The 15,782-nt window shown below is 39.8% G+C and carries 16 protein-coding genes; 6 read left to right on the plus strand and 10 right to left on the minus strand.

From position 1 onward, the window contains the following. Positions 1–6: 6 nt before the first annotated feature. On the minus strand, positions 7–1,224 hold the full coding sequence (locus PSE72_RS06750) for a Tm-1-like ATP-binding domain-containing protein (RefSeq protein ID WP_115166783.1): 1,218 nt from the start codon (positions 1,222–1,224) through the stop codon (positions 7–9). 376 nt (positions 1,225–1,600) lie between these two features. Here PSE72_RS06750 and PSE72_RS06755 point away from each other — a divergent pair, with 376 nt between their 5' ends. Together PSE72_RS06755 and PSE72_RS06760 are read left to right on the plus strand one after the other, a co-directional pair. After that, complete coding sequence (locus PSE72_RS06755; protein ID WP_115166784.1) at positions 1,601–2,233, plus strand: TetR/AcrR family transcriptional regulator; 633 nt, start codon at positions 1,601–1,603, stop codon at positions 2,231–2,233. A gap of 197 nt (positions 2,234–2,430) precedes the next feature. Next, positions 2,431–3,480: an AbrB family transcriptional regulator gene (locus PSE72_RS06760; protein ID WP_272690933.1), complete on the plus strand. Its 1,050-nt coding sequence runs from the start codon at positions 2,431–2,433 to the stop codon at positions 3,478–3,480. Positions 3,481–3,539: 59 nt separating this feature from the next. Here PSE72_RS06760 and PSE72_RS06765 read toward each other — a convergent pair whose 3' ends face one another. Beyond that, positions 3,540–3,887 (minus strand): YacC family pilotin-like protein, encoded by a 348-nt coding sequence (locus PSE72_RS06765; RefSeq protein WP_004913725.1) that lies wholly within the window; start codon positions 3,885–3,887, stop codon positions 3,540–3,542. 240 nt (positions 3,888–4,127) lie between these two features. Between PSE72_RS06765 and cueO the strand changes: the two genes are divergently transcribed. Both cueO and hpt read left to right on the plus strand, forming a co-directional pair. Then, positions 4,128–5,729, plus strand: coding sequence for a multicopper oxidase CueO (gene cueO, locus PSE72_RS06770; protein ID WP_217007909.1), 1,602 nt, complete (start codon positions 4,128–4,130; stop codon positions 5,727–5,729). Between the two features lie 126 nt (positions 5,730–5,855). Beyond that, positions 5,856–6,392, plus strand: coding sequence for a hypoxanthine phosphoribosyltransferase (gene hpt / locus PSE72_RS06775; protein ID WP_004260548.1), 537 nt, complete (start codon positions 5,856–5,858; stop codon positions 6,390–6,392). 254 nt (positions 6,393–6,646) lie between these two features. Here hpt and can read toward each other — a convergent pair whose 3' ends face one another. Then, on the minus strand, positions 6,647–7,300 hold the full coding sequence (gene can / locus PSE72_RS06780; protein ID WP_042851647.1) for a carbonate dehydratase: 654 nt from the start codon (positions 7,298–7,300) through the stop codon (positions 6,647–6,649). 257 nt (positions 7,301–7,557) lie between these two features. Between can and PSE72_RS06785 the strand changes: the two genes are divergently transcribed. Both PSE72_RS06785 and PSE72_RS06790 read left to right on the plus strand, forming a co-directional pair. After that, positions 7,558–8,499, plus strand: a complete 942-nt coding sequence (locus PSE72_RS06785; protein ID WP_004913716.1) for an ABC transporter ATP-binding protein — start codon at positions 7,558–7,560, stop codon at positions 8,497–8,499. Continuing rightward, positions 8,496–9,266 carry an ABC transporter permease gene (locus PSE72_RS06790; RefSeq protein ID WP_004913713.1) on the plus strand — a complete coding sequence of 257 codons (771 nt, stop codon included), beginning with the start codon at positions 8,496–8,498 and terminating at the stop codon, positions 9,264–9,266. Before PSE72_RS06785 ends, PSE72_RS06790 begins: the two co-directional genes overlap by 4 nt. A gap of 124 nt (positions 9,267–9,390) precedes the next feature. Here PSE72_RS06790 and panD read toward each other — a convergent pair whose 3' ends face one another. The 7 genes from panD to sfsA form a co-directional block, all read right to left on the minus strand. Next, on the minus strand, positions 9,391–9,771 hold the full coding sequence (gene panD, locus PSE72_RS06795) for an aspartate 1-decarboxylase (RefSeq protein ID WP_109912045.1): 381 nt from the start codon (positions 9,769–9,771) through the stop codon (positions 9,391–9,393). A gap of 213 nt (positions 9,772–9,984) precedes the next feature. Then, the gene (gene panC / locus PSE72_RS06800; RefSeq protein WP_115166787.1) at positions 9,985–10,848 is read right to left on the minus strand and encodes a pantoate--beta-alanine ligase; all 864 of its coding nucleotides are present in this window, start codon (positions 10,846–10,848) and stop codon (positions 9,985–9,987) included. A gap of 30 nt (positions 10,849–10,878) precedes the next feature. Next, positions 10,879–11,670 (minus strand): 3-methyl-2-oxobutanoate hydroxymethyltransferase, encoded by a 792-nt coding sequence (gene panB, locus PSE72_RS06805; protein ID WP_004913707.1) that lies wholly within the window; start codon positions 11,668–11,670, stop codon positions 10,879–10,881. A gap of 58 nt (positions 11,671–11,728) precedes the next feature. Then, positions 11,729–12,220, minus strand: coding sequence for a 2-amino-4-hydroxy-6-hydroxymethyldihydropteridine diphosphokinase (gene folK / locus PSE72_RS06810; protein WP_004913705.1), 492 nt, complete (start codon positions 12,218–12,220; stop codon positions 11,729–11,731). A gap of 17 nt (positions 12,221–12,237) precedes the next feature. After that, a complete protein-coding gene (gene pcnB / locus PSE72_RS06815; protein ID WP_206608472.1) occupies positions 12,238–13,584 on the minus strand; it encodes a polynucleotide adenylyltransferase PcnB in 1,347 nt (448 codons plus the stop codon). 744 nt (positions 13,585–14,328) lie between these two features. Beyond that, positions 14,329–14,784, minus strand: coding sequence for an RNA polymerase-binding protein DksA (gene dksA, locus PSE72_RS06820; RefSeq protein WP_004260494.1), 456 nt, complete (start codon positions 14,782–14,784; stop codon positions 14,329–14,331). 195 nt (positions 14,785–14,979) lie between these two features. Next, positions 14,980–15,690: a DNA/RNA nuclease SfsA gene (sfsA, locus tag PSE72_RS06825; RefSeq protein ID WP_217007910.1), complete on the minus strand. Its 711-nt coding sequence runs from the start codon at positions 15,688–15,690 to the stop codon at positions 14,980–14,982. Between the last annotated feature and the right edge of the window lie 92 nt (positions 15,691–15,782).

Genomic DNA, 15,782 nt, shown 5'->3' on the forward strand with positions numbered 1-15,782 from the left:
CCTCTATTATTTGTTCAAAATTTCCTGATGAAGCTGAATAACCTGATCACAAAACTCTGAGGAGTTAATATGATAAGGACTCAAAATAAGCTGTCTTTTCTCTGTTATTATTAAATTTGCGGTTAAAGCATCAATGAAGGCTTGGTCTGCGATAGGATCCCAAAATGGAGCACCTTCAACATCTAAAGCTGAGAAACCTGCTGTTGGAATAATAAAGCGCACTTCACCATGACAACGATTTAACTTTTCGGCAATCCAACGACCCATTTGCTGATTTTCTTCTTTGGTCGTTCTCATTAAAGTGACTTGAGCATTGTGATGATAAAATAAGCGATCTTGATAGTGTTCAGGCACAGTGGAAGGGCGACCAAAATTCACCATATCCAAGGCTCCACAAGACATCAGGCAAGGGGTTTGAGTACGCTCAATGGCACCAAAGCGGTCTTCATCACACGCTAGTACGCCACCAAATAAGTAATCACACACTTCAGTGGTTGTAATGTCTAAAACAGAATGCAATAACTGGCTATCAATCAGTTTTTCCATGGCTTTACCGCCACTGCCTGTTGCATGGAAGACTAGACAGTCATATTGGGCTTCTAACTGTGTTGTAAGTTGCTGGACGCATGGGGTCGTTACCCCGAACATGGTTAGGGCAATCGCAGGCTTTAAGTCGTGAGGTTGTTCTTCGCTATCAAACCAAACCGCTCCTGCAATTTGGTTGGCTGCATTTTTTAATACTTTACGGGAAATGATATTCAAACCAGACACATCAGTGACGGAGTACATCATCGAAATATCACTGGCGCCGATATAACCGGAAATATCCCCTGATGCCATCGTAGAAACCATTAATTTTGGAATACCTACAGGCAACACTTGCATGGCGGGTGTAATGAGTGCGGTTCCGCCTGACCCTCCTAAACCAAGAATAGCGGCAACATCTGTTTGTGCGGCAAGGTAAAGGCTAAAAGCGTGTGCCATGGCTTCAATGGCTTTACCGCGATCACCACAGAAAACGGCTTCAGCGCCAAGTGGATGAAAACTTGCAACGGCATGCGCGCTGATATCTGCGTTTTTATCTAATTGCGTTGGTTGTGTTGTCAGGTCAACGGTACGTACCGCCAATCCGGCGTTTTTGATTAATTCACTGACATAAAATAGTTCAGCACTTTTCGTGTCAAGCGTTGTTACAATATAAATAAAACTCGGATATTTTTTCATAGAAAAACCCTTTCAGAGTAAAACTAACGTTGAATTTTTCATCATAATGAGACTATAGTATCATTTTGTTTGGTTGTAAAATGAGATTGTAGTCTCATTTTACATTTTATGGTGAAGAGTATTGGTGTCTAGGTAATATATCCTATTGATTAATAGAAATAAATTCTCAATAAGAGTCTTGAATTATTTTGAATGGATGTGGAAATTTATAATATTTAAATATAATTATTCTGTCTTTTGTTATTACTTTTAAAATCATCTTTATGGATAAATTTTTACAAATTATCAATCAAGTATGTTTACCTATTCACACTTATATGTTTTCATGAGTATTAACTCGATTTATAGTAAGTGACAGTATTTTAAGGATAAATTAATGTCTAAAACTAATTCATACTCAGAATACAAAGGAGCACGAAAACGGACCTATGTATTATTGGTTACGACGGCTTTAGATTTATTTGAAAAAGGGGCAATGCCTTCTGTTTCTGAATTAGCGCTTGAAGCGGGAGTTTCTCGTGCGACAGCTTATCGTTATTTTCCGACGCAGGCCGATTTAATTACTGCAACGGTTAATGAGAGTTTAGGGCCAATTTTAACTTGGCGCCCACAAAGTGAGCAAACTGAAGATCGTATTGACGAGTTATTAACCTATGCATTTCCGCGTATGTTTGAACATGAAGGTGTTTTACGGGCCGCATTGCAAGCGTCATTGCAGCAGTGGGCTCAGGGTCGAGCTGCTCCTCAAAGTATTAAGGATAAACGCCTAGAACGTGGAAATCGCAAAGAAATTCTTGCGATGGTGACATCGCCAATGAAATCAGAATATCCGCAAGAAATTATAGATAAAGTGATTAGAGCCTTTTCTGTTATTTATGGTTCCGAAATATTTTTAGTATTAAAAGATATTTGGAAAATGGATGATGCCCAAGTCACTGCGTTAGCTCAATGGATGTCCAAAGCAATAATGAATCAAGCTCGTGCTGATAATATAAAACGGAAAAAATAATTTTATGGCTACGTTATGTTAATTTTAGTTAAGAGAAATTTTTCAAACCAAGTCAAAATAATAAGATCAAAACCTAATAAATAGATAAATTCTGGTGGATACCACTAGGGTAATAAATAAATAAAAACTAAAGCCATATGACTTAAAATAATATGATATAAATTAGGACTATAAAAAGACTTAATGGTTAATACCATATGATGAAATTATTAAAAATGTTAGGTGGGATTTCCATCTGTGCCTTGATTGGTGGCGGGCTGACTTACCTCGGAGTTCCCCTTGCATTGATGTTTGGCCCAATCATTGCCATTATCATTTTTCATCGTTTTGGTATTTCGTTTGCCATCCCTAAACATACTATTACCTTTGTTCAAGTCACGCTCGGGACCTCTGTGGGCTTGATGTTCAATCAAGTATCACTTAATGAAGCAGACAATTTATTTCTTTTACTATTGATGCTAGTTGTCTGTTTGGCTGTACAATTTTCATTTAGTTTTTTTTGGTTTTACCGCAAAGTCGGTTGGACAAAACAAGAAGCGATGCTTGGCTCTGTGCCCGGTGCTATGGCAGCTATTCTGGCATTAACTGACCATACTCATACCCCACCTCAGAAAATTGTTATTTCCCATACAATTCGCTTAATTATTCTTATTTTATTAGCAGGAATTGTTGTGGGGAGCGATGGAGATCCTCAACCGATAATAGAATTTCCAGAATTGACATTAGTTGCAACGGGATGGCTAGTGCTCATTATTGCAGTTGGGGTAATTTCAGGGGCAATATTACAGCGTTTAAAAGTCCCCGCACCTTTTATGTTAACGTCATTAGCGGCAGCAACTCTCATTCAAGGTTGGGCGGATATCCCATTAAATTTCCCGTTGATGTTGACTGAACTCAGTATGGTATTAATTGGGATGAACATTGGTAACCATTTCATTGTGTTTCCACTTTCATCGTTAATTAAAAATATATACTCTTCGGCCCAAGTTGTGGTGGTTAATATCGTGCTGACTTTTCTTTTCACGGTATTTGCCTCTTGGATTACAGGCTATGATATTTCGGTACTATTGTTAGCGTGGGCTCCGGGGAGTATGGAAGCGATGACATTCGCAGCAATCACCATGAATTTAGACGCGGGCTTTGTTATGTCAAACCACATTATCAGGATGGTAATTATTCAAAGTATTCCATCGATAGCGTTGTTTTGGCAAGAAAGAAGGCAAAAAAGAAATAGTCATTTAAAGTAAAGAAAGAAAACATGCAGGCGATATTTGGCATGTTTTCTTGATAGGCTTTTTTCATCTGCTTATTTGACGTAAGCAAAGAGGCCTAGTGAATCGCGAGCAAGAGACTGGCATTTAAACTCGGTGGTGAGTGGTATCCCTTTTAGATCACTATAACTTTCTTTGTTAAGAACGGTCATTTTTTCCGCATTATAGTTACTAAGATCCCATTTGTTACTTTTCGCAAAGTAAACAATAGCACGTTCAATTTCTCTATCTGGGATTTGTGAATACCCGCAATCATATTTTAGATAAATAAAAACGGCCGTGAGATCAGCAAGATCTTCAGCTTCGTTGGTGGAAAGAGCTCTGGCAGAATTGGTTATCCCTAACAGAGTCATTAAGCATGACATCAATATAAATTTGCGCATTCGTTATTCTATCTGTTTTCTATGTCAAGTTACGTTAGCATAAGAATAGAATTGTTAGTCAACTATATTTTTCTTAAATCCATGTAATAAACCCACATTTATGGAGTGGTTTTATTGACCTTCCTGTAAGGGGAAGCTTTATCATACCGTCATTAAACCATGTTTTGCTTCGAAAGTGTAATTTGTCATAAATCACACCACAGATGATTATCGATTTGATAAATAAAAGGAAGGTTATCAATGCTACGTCGCGATTTTCTTAAATTAAGTGCTATCACATATGCTGCAAGTGCGCTGCCTATTTGGAGCCGCATCGCGGTCGCAGCGGGAAATTATCCAACATTAGCGATCCCCCCCTTATTGGAGCCTGATGCGCAAGGTAACATTCAGTTGGTTATCCAGAAGGGCGTTTCACAATTTGTTCCTGGAAAGCAAACGACAACATGGGGTTATAACGGCAATTTATTAGGCCCTGCAATTAGCTTGAAAAATGGACAGAATGTTAATATCAATATTGTTAACCAACTGGCAGAAGACACGACAGTTCATTGGCATGGTTTAGAAATTTCAGGTGAACAAGATGGCGGCCCCCAAGCAATAATCCAACCAAACGCAAGCCGAAAAGTGAATTTTACGGTAAACCAAAGTGAAGCGACATGTTGGTTCCATCCTCATACTCATGGAAAAACCGGCTATCAAGTGGCTATGGGGTTAGCAGGCCTTGTATTAATTAAAGATGATGACAGCACAAAGCATGGCTTACCAAACGATTGGGGGGTTGATGATATTCCAGTCATTTTGCAAGACAAACGCCTAAAAGATGATGGCCAAATTGATTATCAACTTGATGTGATGAGTGCCGCAGTGGGTTGGTTTGGCGATATCATGCTAACGAATGGTGCTGTTTATCCTAAACATGTTGTCCCGAAAGGTTGGATACGATTAAGGTTATTAAATGGCTGTAATGCTAGAAGCTTAAATATTTCCACCAGTGATGGACGTAAAATGTATGTCGTTGCGAGTGATGGTGGTTTATTAGCTGAGCCGATTGCGCTAACCGAATTACCTATCTTGATGGGAGAGCGTTTTGAGGTATTAATTGACGCCTCCGATGGCCGCGTATTTGATTTGGTAACGCTACCTGTCGGGCAAATGGGAATGACGATTGCACCATTTGACCAGCCTTTGCCAGTGCTGCGTATCGAAACAACGTTGACGAAAGGGGAAGGTGACTTACCATCAACACTAGCAGCCATACCCGCTATTCCTTCTCTTGCTGGCTTAAATCGCCGTCGTTTCCATTTAATGATGGATATGCGCTTAGATATGCAAGGCATGATGATGTTGCGTGAAAAATATGGCGACCAGGCGATGGGGAATATGGGCGGTCATGGTGCAATGATGGGGAATATGAACCACGGTAATATGAACCATGGAAATATGAATGGCAAAATGGGAAGTGGCGGCCATTGTGGTACAGGTTCTGATGGCTTGGATATTCATAATGCGAATACTATAAATGGGCAAGTTTTCTCAATGACGCATCCTGCATTCAACGCTCCTATGAATCAACAAGAAATTTGGGTCGTTTCAGGGCGTGGCGATATGATGTTGCATCCATTCCATGTTCATGGCACGCGTTTTCGTATCCTAAAAGAAAACGGCCAAGCCGTAGAGCCTCATCGTCAAGGATGGAAAGATATTGTCAAAGTAGAAGGGCAGGTGAGTGAAATTTTAGTTGAATTTAAACACCCTGCAACACAACAGCACCCTTATATGGCTCATTGCCATCTCTTAGAGCATGAAGATACAGGGATGATGTTGGGCTTCACTGTGAGTTAACAGCCACATTTACTTTCAGAGAAAATGTAGTGTGAAATTTTAGCACTGCATTTTCCTTTATTAGTATATGCGTGCTGCCTATGATAAAATTACGCGCTTTCCATTCCCATAGATGCGTAATAGAAGATGAAACATACCCTTGAAGTGATGATCTCTGAAGAAGAGATTGCTCAGCGAATCAGCGAATTAGCCGATAAAATTAGTGCTCATTATCAAAAACTTGATGGTGAGTTAGTCCTTGTTGGCTTACTAAAAGGTTCATTTATTTTTATGGCCGACTTATGCCGTAAGATTGATGTTCCCCATGAAGTCGATTTTATGACTGTTTCAAGTTACGGTAATGCGATGACATCAAGCCGTGATGTTAAAATTGTCAAAGACTTGGATGAAGATATTCGCGATAAACACGTCTTAATTGTTGAAGATATTATTGATTCAGGTAATACCTTAAATAAAGTACGTGAGATTTTCGAATTACGCGGCCCTAAATCTGTCGCTATTTGTACATTGCTGGATAAACCTTCACGTCGAGAAGTACAGGTTCCTGTTGAGTGGATTGGTTATTCTATCGAAGACAAATTTGTGGTGGGTTACGGTATTGACTACGCTCAACAATATCGCCATTTACCTTATATTGGCCATGTAACGTTACTTGAAGAATAAAACTTTAGAATAGCATGAATAAAAAGGACAGCGTAAGCTGTCCTTTTGTTTTAATATAATATTAACAACACATTATATCTTAATTTTAATTGTTTACTCTCATTTGTTGTTAATGATAAATTTGCTTTAATTGAATTTTATTTTCTTTTTTTTAGTCAATTGAAAGGAAAGTTTTTTATATTTTAATTATGCTGATTTGGGGATTAATAAGAAAGAAGCTCTTAATTATAAGAGCCTCCAATTTATATTTTAAATTACTTTTTTTGAGTTAAAGTAGAAATGGCTTCACGGTAACACAATTCAAGTTTTTCTCGACTATCGGCAGTAATATGTAAGTCTTGTAATCGACCATTATTAATCCCATATACCCAGCCGTGGATCATCACTTTTTGGCCACGTTTCCATGCAGACTGCATGATCGTTGAATGCCCTAAGTTATAAACTTGCTCAACAACATTTAACTCACATAAACGGTTAAGACGCTCACAAGGTTTTAATTCACCCAACATAGAGCTATGTCTGTACCAAATATCTCTTATGTGTAATAGCCAGTTATTAATTAAGCCAAGTTCGGTATTATCAACCGCCGCTTCAATACCACCACAGCCATAGTGGCCGCAAATAATAATGTGCTCAACTTGTAAGACATCAACCGCATATTGAATGACTGATAAACAGTTTAGGTCAGTGTGAATGACTAAGTTGGCAACATTACGGTGCACAAAAAGGTCCCCAGGTGCCGCGTTAATGAGTTTTTCTGCAGGTACTCGGCTGTCAGAGCAGCCTATCCATAAGAATCTCGGCTTTTGTGCTTTTGATAATTCTTTGAAGAATTCGGGGTCTTGTTCATTGACTGATGCTGACCATGCTTCATTGTTAGCAAACAGCTCTTCGATTTTTCTCATCATGACTTATAGCCTAGTTGTGTTACTTTGCGATAAAATCTTATACAACATTTATTGATTAATTAATAATTAGTTATACTAATTTTAATGCCCTTATGATGAACCTGTCTTTTAGACAAGACAACCCTAAATTTATAACATATTGAATTATATTGTATAAACTAATTATCTCTTTTCTGCATAACATAGAGCAGAAAAAAGTGGCATCATGGTGATATATTGCCTTCAAACCGTTCTAAGAATAAAGGTTTTTTTTACATATGACATATGCACTTGAGTTATCGCAGTTAACCAAAACCTACCCAGGTGGTGTGAAAGCCCTGAAAGGGATTGATCTGAGCGTTGAAGACGGTGACTTTTACGCATTGTTGGGGCCAAATGGCGCGGGTAAATCAACCACAATAGGGATTATTAGCTCGCTGGTAAACAAAACAAGCGGGTCTGTAAAAGTATTTGGTTATGATTTAGAAAAGCAAGTTGTGCAAGCAAAGCAGCAACTTGGATTAGTGCCTCAAGAGTTTAATTTCAATCCATTTGAAACGGTATTACAAATTGTCCTTAACCAAGCCGGTTATTATGGGGTTACGCGCTCTGTTGCGGTACAACGAGCGGAGCAGTACTTAACCCAACTTGATTTATGGGAAAAGCGTGATGAGCGGGCACGTAATTTGTCCGGTGGTATGAAACGCCGTTTAATGATAGCCCGTGCATTGATGCACCAACCAAAGCTATTAATTTTGGATGAACCCACGGCGGGTGTTGATATTGAGCTTCGTCGCTCAATGTGGACATTTTTAAAGAATCTTAACGCTCAGGGGACGACAATTATTTTAACAACTCACTATTTGGAAGAGGCTGAAATGTTGTGCCGTAATATTGGCATTATTCAACATGGTGAATTAGTTGAAAATACTAGTATGAAGCAATTACTGAGCCAATTAGAATCAGAAACCTTTATTTTTGATTTAATGCCAAAAAGTCCGATCCCTCAATTATTAGGGTATGAATCTCGTTTGATAGATACTTCAACACTTGAGGTGGATGTTAAAAGAGAGCAAGGTCTAAATAGTGTCTTTAGCCAATTTAGTGAGCAAGGTGTTCAGATTTTAAGTATGCGAAATAAAGCAAACCGATTAGAAGAGTTATTTGTTAACTTAGTTAAAAGAGAAAGTAATGCAACCGAGAAGGAGATTGCAAGATGATCTCATTATATTGGGTCGCATTGAAAACCATTTGGATAAAAGAAGTCACGCGGTTTGGTCGTATTTGGATACAAACACTATTACCACCGGTGATCACCATGTCACTGTATTTTGTGATTTTTGGTAACTTAATTGGTTCTAGAATTGGTGATATGGGTGGTGTGGATTATATGCAATTCATCGTCCCTGGGCTAATCATGATGGCGGTGATCACTAATTCATATTCAAATGTTTGTTCTTCTTTCTTTGGCTCTAAATTTCAGAAAAATATCGAAGAATTACTGGTTGCCCCCGTTCCGACGCATATTATTATCGCAGGTTTTGTCGGCGGTGGTGTTGCTAGAGGGATTTTAGTGGGTTTTCTTGTTACATTGGTATCGTTATTCTTTATTCCATTGCAAGTGCATTCATGGGCAATGGTAGTCATAACGTTATTGCTAACCGCAATTGTATTTTCACTTGCTGGTTTACTAAATGCCATCTTCGCTAAGACATTTGATGATATTAGTATTGTTCCAACCTTTGTCTTAACACCATTAACGTATTTAGGTGGTGTATTTTATTCACTATCGCTGTTACCACCGTTTTGGCAAGCCGTTTCTAAACTGAACCCAATTGTGTACATGATCAGCGGCTTTCGTTATGGTTTTCTGGGAATAGCCGATGTTTCTATCGCGATTACGTTAGGCGTCTTAATGATTTTCTTAGTCGTCTTTTATGCATTAACATGGTTTTTGATTGAGCAAGGTAGAGGCTTAAGAAGTTAAATTTTGGGCTGAAATTGTGTAAAAAAAACGGCTTTTGGTACTTAGCGTAATCAAAAGCCGTTTTTTATTGATATGTATATAAATGGCAATACTAATCAAATTGTTGGATAAATAAAATCCAACATTATGCCACTTGAACAGGGACTGCTTTTGCGATGCGACTCATTTTATTGTTTTCATCAAAATAAGCCACTTTTGGCTTATGTAGGCGCGCATCTTCATCTTCCATTTGTACATAAGAACAAATAATCAGCTTATCACCAACCGCAGCGCGGCGGGCAGCAGCACCATTAACCGAGATGATTTTTGAGCCCCGTTCGCCTGAAATTGCATAAGTCGAAAAACGTTCGCCATTATCAACGTTGTAAATATCAATGGCCTCGTATTCAAGGATCCCAGCGGCATCCATAAAGTCCTGATCTATCGCACATGAGCCTTCGTAGTGTAAGTCTGCTTGTGTGACTGTGACGCGATGGAGTTTGCCTTGCAACATTCTTCTTAACATTTTTTCTTCCTCATTTGGCTCACAGCGTTGTTGGTGGCGTTCTCTCGCCCTAGTCACATACTTATGTATGCTCCTAGGGTCTCGTTTACTTACCGCCTAGCTGTGAATCAAATGAGTTTGAAAAATAAAAGTCATTCAGAGCACAGCATTTTAATTAACGCTATAAACACAGTAATTGCAATGTGTTATTTTATTTTTATAAGTGATTTATTTTTATGCAATATTACTTGGTAGGTCAACTTGTAAATTGTCAATAAGACGCGTTTGACCTAACCATGCCGCCATTAAAATAACCGCACGTTTACTGGACTCACCAAGTGGTAATAATGTATCTGCATCGCGAATAAATAGCTCATCAGGAGTAAAGCCGGCTTCTCGTAAGCTATTGTTCATCTCTTCAATAATAACTTCAGATGCATCAGGTTCAGCCACTAATTTTTCACCCGCTTGTTGCATAATTTGATACAGCTTAGGCGCTGTTTTTAGCTCTTCCGCTGACAAATTATTGTTGCGTGAGCTCAGTGCTAGGCCATTCTTGGCTCTAACTGTTGGGATGCTAACAATTTGTGTATCAAATGATAAGTCAGCAACTAACTTGCGAATTAATTGTAATTGCTGGTAATCCTTCTCACCAAACAAGGCAATATCTGGCTGTACTAAGTTGAACAACTTAGTAATAACCGTTGCGACACCTTTAAAGTGCCCAGGGCGGCTTGCGCCTTCTAATATGGTCGATAACTCTGGAACTTCAACAAAAGTCTGTTTTTCCATCCCTTCTGGGTAGAATTCTTGAGGGGAAGGTGCAAAAACCAAATTGATGTCACGACGTTTTAGTTTTTCGCAATCTTCTTGCAACGTTCGTGGGTAATTAGCTAAATCAGATTGCCTATCAAATTGCATCGGGTTAACGAAGATGCTGGCAATTACAACATCAGCCTGTTTTTTCGCTTGGTCAATAAGTGTTAAGTGACCATCATGTAAATTACCCATTGTTGGGACAAGTGCAATACGTTTGCCTTCTTGTTTCCAGCGGCGGATTTCACGGCGTAAGATAAGCGCCGTTTCAACGATAAGCATACGTGTGTTCCTTATAATTTCTGACATCAATTAAGAAAAAGAATGGGCTTCACTTGGGTAAATGCCATCTTCCACTTCTTGGATATACATACGAATAGCATCATGAAGGTTGCCCGCTTGAGCTAAAAAGTTTTTTGCGAATTTAGGGGCTCGTGCGGTAATACCCAGCGCATCATGCATAACAAGAATTTGTCCATCAGTCCCATTTCCCGCACCAATACCAATCACGGGCAATAGTAGCTCTTCCGTAACATGATTGGCTAAGGTGGTTGGGACACATTCAAGAACCAACAATTGGATGCCTGCATTTTCTAGTGCAATCGCATCTTTGAGTAATTGATTGGCGGTGACTTCATCACGTCCTTGGACTTTATAACCGCCAAGGACATTGACGGCTTGTGGCGTTAAACCTAGATGGCCACACACAGGAACAGAGCGTTCTCCTAGCATTCTTACCGTATCACATAACCAACTGCCACCCTCAATTTTGACCATGTTTGCGCCTGCCTGCATTAAAATAGCCGCATTGGCGCAAGCTTGTTCTGGTGTGGCGTAACTCATAAATGGCATATCTGCAATAATGAAGGCATTTGGCGCGCCTTTGCGAACGCATCGGGTGTGGTAAGCAATTTGCTCGACAGTAACGGGTAAGGTGGAGGATTCACCTTGAATCGTCATTCCAAGTGAGTCTCCAACGAGCATCACTTGGATACCTTGCTCATAAAATAATTGAGCGAAGCTTGAGTCATAGGCTGTCATAGTTGCAAATTTGTGTTTGTCTTTTTTAAACTGACATAAATCAGCCAGAGAAATTGGTTTCATTATAATAACCTCCGGAAATGATCTCCCTGCGACCATACCTCATAAGAGGTTGAACATTTCAGGCTGGAATATCCCAAAACGTTAGGCCATTTCGAGGGACTTGTGTGAGTCTTTCTGAAAGCTTTTCGCCATCAGGAAAAACAAGAGAAGGGGCGATTTCACTAAGCGGATACAACATAAATTCACGCTCTTTTAGCCCATAATGTGGAACGATCAACCGTTCAGTATTGATGATACGGTTACCAAAAAGCATGATATCGAGGTCCAGCGTTCGTGGCCCCCAACGCTCCTCTTTGCGTACACGGCCCAGCTCAAGTTCGATTTTTTGTGTATAGTTGAGGAGAACTTCGGGCTCAAGAGTTGTTTCAAGTAACACAGCCAGATTAAGAAAATCTGGCTGATTTTGCGGGCCTAGAGGCTTAGTTCGATAAACAGAAGAGGTAGAAACAACGCGGCTATTGGGTATCGCATCTAAAGCTGCAATAGCTTGCTGTGCCTGTAATAGTGGCTCACCAAGGTTACTTCCTACAGCAATATAGACTTGTTCCATTATATTCTCTCTATCTATTATGACTTATTTGACCGACGTGCCCCAGAACCGCCTTGTGATGAACGTGGACGATGGCGGCGGCGAGTGGGTGCATTGCCTAATTCCGAAATCATTTCACGCTGTTTGATATTATTTGCTTGCTGAAAATCAGTCCACCATAACGCTAGCTCTTGTAACTCGTTGCGGTGCTCGACATTAGCTCTTAATTCTAATAAATCAAACGCTGCACGGAATTTTGGGTGTTCCATTAATTTATTGGCACGACGGCCTTGGCGGCGAGGTAAGCGTAACTGCAATAACCAAATATCACGCATTGTGGTTGTAATGCGTTTTGGGATAGCAATTGAACGGCACTGCTCGTCTAGAATATCATTCATTGCCAGCGCAAAGGCGTCGTAATAGGCCAACCCGCCTTCTTGAGATAACTTCTCAGCATGCTCTGTAACTGGGTACCATAACATAACAGCAAATAAAAAAGCAGGGTTAACACGCTTATCATTTTTTAGTCTGAAGTCAGTATTTTTAAGAACTTGCTCAATGATTTTTTCCATTGGCGAATCACTGTTATCTGTAAAACGGCTTGCGACAACAGGGAAAAGTTGCTCAAACAAACCATACTTTTTGAGCATTTTATAGGTAGCGTAACCTTGGCCTGCTTGGAGTAATTTGAGAGACTCTTCAAATAACCGAGCAGATGGAATTTCTCTCAATAAATGAGCAAGTTGGTAAATTGGCTCAGCGGTTTTTGGTTCGATGCTCATATTTAATTTGCAGGCAAAACGTACCGCTCTTAGCATTCTAACAGGGTCTTCACGATAGCGCGTTTCAGGATCACCAATTAGACGAATAACGCCAGCTTTGAGGTCATTCAAGCCATTGACGTAGTCACGTAATGTGAAGTCTTCAATGTTGTAATATAGACTGTTAACGGTGAAGTCCCGACGAATCGCATCTTCTTCAATGGAGCCAAAGATGTTATCGCGCAATAGCATGCCGTTTTGTGCTTGTGCAGATAAGTTTTTGTCATCTGATGCATTTTGGTCATGGTGGCCACGGAAAGTTGCAACTTCTATGATTTCGGGGCCAAACATAATATGTGCCAGCCGAAAACGGCGACCCACTAAACGGCAGTTACGGAATAATTTGCGGATCTGTTCAGGCGTTGCGTTTGTCGTAATATCGAAGTCTTTAGGTTTTTGACCTAAAAGCAAATCACGCACACCACCACCCACTAAGTAGGCTTCAAAGCCACTTTTGTTTAAGCGATACAGCACTTTTAATGCATTGTCACTAATATCACTGCGTGAAATAGGGTGCTCGGAACGCGGGATAACAGTAATGTTTTCGTCGTTTACGGTTGTCATTGTAGGGCGCTTCTCAGGTGTTGAATCGGCACGTTGAGATTGACGAACCGTTTTTTTAATAGGGGTTGTTTTATGGGGTTGAGCTGTGTTCTGCTCTTTAGATGCGGTTTGCGCATGAGCAGAATGAGTGACTGGCCTTTTACCGGCTGCCTGTATATCTCGCGAAGGATCACGATGTTGTACTGCATCTTCAGGGGATGCGTCTGTATTGCGAGATAAAATATTACGGCAGAAATTTGCTACTCGGTTAAAAATAGTACACCTCGATGTCATTACCAATATTCATTAAACAAAATAAGCGGCTAATCATAGCTCACAGAAGTTTCTTTGAGAATGGTTAAACGAATAAAAGTCACCTCTAATTATAAACGTTACCAATAAAATTTACGTAAAATAATAGCCAGAAAAGCGTTCTCGCTATAGGCGGATACGATTAGAAGCCTTATTTTAAGCGATTTTTTGTTGTCAGTTAATTATTTAAGCTCAAACTGTAGAGCAAAAAAATAACATAATCTATTTGCGTAAAAAATTATGTGAAAGTAAATATTTATCTTATTTAAAGGTGAGTGAGAGGCGATCGTGGCCATCAACTGGCAGAAAATAGGGAGTAGGATGGGGTTGACTTGATGGTTAATGTAAATCAAAAGTCAGGAGCGGAACATGTCAGGAGTGGAACATAATAGCATGAAGCGTTTCCCTTGTAACGGCGCAGTAATATGCGCCGTTCAGGACTCCATATAGACACTAGCCTGCCATTTGCTTTTCGCGAATTTCTGCTAATGTTTTACAGTCGATACATAAATCAGCGGTAGGACGGGCTTCCAAACGACGGATACCAATTTCTACACCACATGATTCACAATAGCCAAAGTCGTCATCTTCAACTTTTTTCAGCGTTTTTTCGATTTTCTTAATCAGTTTACGTTCACGGTCCCGGTTACGTAATTCAAGGCTGAATTCTTCTTCCTGAGCGGCTCTATCAACGGGGTCTGGAAAGTTAGCTGCCTCATCTTGCATATGAGTAACAGTCCGGTCCACTTCATCTCTGAGTTGATTGCGCCATGCTTCGAGAATGAGCTTAAAATGCGCCAACTGGGCCTCGTTCATGTACTCTTCGCCAGCTTTTTCATGATAGGGTTCAACCCCAGCAATGGCGAGAATGCTTAAGGACGATGTCTTACGTTTTTGCCCTTCTTGCATAATGCTTCTCCTACACACGCAAATTTTACAAAAACCCCAAGGGGGAAAAATTAAGGTCGCTATAAATAGCAGAAGACTGCTCTCTTGGCAATCGTTCCTGCAATGAGTTTTGTAATGCTGTGAGGGCGAGCGTGTTTATTCCCTTTTTAGCGCCCAGAACTCTGCGGCCTCGTATAAAAATCGGTTAAAAAAACTTTATTTAATAGAGTTAAAGTGAATCTGCTTACTTAACACCATTTGTTGAACAGTTATATCAGCTTGATAACAAAGCACTTCAACACCACTTTGTCTCGCTACCTCTAATAATTGCGCATATTGCTTATCAATATGAGCCGCTGCTGATGCTACGTGAATACCTGTGTGCAAAGCAACAAACAATAGTATGGCTCTTTTTCCTTCTTTCGCAATATGCATGAGCTCTCTTAAATGCTTTTGGCCTCTAAGTGTCACTGCATCAGGAAAGAATCCTTGATTATTTTCGAGTAAAGTTACTGATTTTACTTCGATAAAGCAATCTGGCAATCCATTTTGCGTTAGAAAAAAATCGATTCGACTATTTTCTGTGCCATATTTAACTTCAGGTTTTATTACACTATATTCAGATAATTCTGGAATGTGTTTTTCGGTTAATGCTTGTGCAACTAATTGGTTCGCACGAAGGGTATTAATGCAAATAAAATGGCCGTCTGCGGTTTGGGTTAACTCCCAACTATACGGGTATTTGCGTTTTGTATTATTGGAAGTCGAATACCAAATGGTATCACCAGGGGTAGCACAACCTGTCATAGCGCCTGTATTTGCACAGTGAATGGTAATTTCTTCACCGCTCGGTAAAGTGACATCAGCCAAAAAGCGCTTGTAACGCTTAATTAAAGTAGCTGGTTGTAAGGCGGGTTCAAATTCCATGGGGTCTCCGCTATCGTTGTCGGTAATATGCTTACTGGCAAAAGAGGCTAATGCTACAATGTCTAACAGTAAAAGTTAAATACATGGAGTGA

The sequence above is a fragment of the Providencia sp. PROV116 genome (assembly GCF_028482485.1).
GTDB lineage: Bacteria > Pseudomonadota > Gammaproteobacteria > Enterobacterales > Enterobacteriaceae > Providencia > Providencia rettgeri.

What these genes read in the sequence shown, in the direction of transcription:
- PSE72_RS06760 (WP_272690933.1), top strand. Translation starts at nt 2,431, where the DNA reads ATGATGAAATTATTAAAAATGTTAGGTGGGATTTCCATCTGTGCCTTG.
- cueO (WP_217007909.1), top strand. Translation starts at nt 4,128, where the DNA reads ATGCTACGTCGCGATTTTCTTAAATTAAGTGCTATCACATATGCTGCA.
- panC (WP_115166787.1), bottom strand. Translation starts at nt 10,848, where the DNA reads ATGCTTATCGTTGAAACGGCGCTTATCTTACGCCGTGAAATCCGCCGC.
- can (WP_042851647.1), bottom strand. Translation starts at nt 7,300, where the DNA reads ATGATGAGAAAAATCGAAGAGCTGTTTGCTAACAATGAAGCATGGTCA.
- pcnB (WP_206608472.1), bottom strand. Translation starts at nt 13,584, where the DNA reads ATGACAACCGTAAACGACGAAAACATTACTGTTATCCCGCGTTCCGAG.
- PSE72_RS06790 (WP_004913713.1), top strand. Translation starts at nt 8,496, where the DNA reads ATGATCTCATTATATTGGGTCGCATTGAAAACCATTTGGATAAAAGAA.
- panB (WP_004913707.1), bottom strand. Translation starts at nt 11,670, where the DNA reads ATGAAACCAATTTCTCTGGCTGATTTATGTCAGTTTAAAAAAGACAAA.
- dksA (WP_004260494.1), bottom strand. Translation starts at nt 14,784, where the DNA reads ATGCAAGAAGGGCAAAAACGTAAGACATCGTCCTTAAGCATTCTCGCC.
- PSE72_RS06750 (WP_115166783.1), bottom strand. Translation starts at nt 1,224, where the DNA reads ATGAAAAAATATCCGAGTTTTATTTATATTGTAACAACGCTTGACACG.
- hpt (WP_004260548.1), top strand. Translation starts at nt 5,856, where the DNA reads ATGAAACATACCCTTGAAGTGATGATCTCTGAAGAAGAGATTGCTCAG.
- folK (WP_004913705.1), bottom strand. Translation starts at nt 12,220, where the DNA reads ATGGAACAAGTCTATATTGCTGTAGGAAGTAACCTTGGTGAGCCACTA.
- PSE72_RS06785 (WP_004913716.1), top strand. Translation starts at nt 7,558, where the DNA reads ATGACATATGCACTTGAGTTATCGCAGTTAACCAAAACCTACCCAGGT.
- PSE72_RS06755 (WP_115166784.1), top strand. Translation starts at nt 1,601, where the DNA reads ATGTCTAAAACTAATTCATACTCAGAATACAAAGGAGCACGAAAACGG.
- PSE72_RS06765 (WP_004913725.1), bottom strand. Translation starts at nt 3,887, where the DNA reads ATGCGCAAATTTATATTGATGTCATGCTTAATGACTCTGTTAGGGATA.
- panD (WP_109912045.1), bottom strand. Translation starts at nt 9,771, where the DNA reads ATGTTAAGAAGAATGTTGCAAGGCAAACTCCATCGCGTCACAGTCACA.
- sfsA (WP_217007910.1), bottom strand. Translation starts at nt 15,690, where the DNA reads ATGGAATTTGAACCCGCCTTACAACCAGCTACTTTAATTAAGCGTTAC.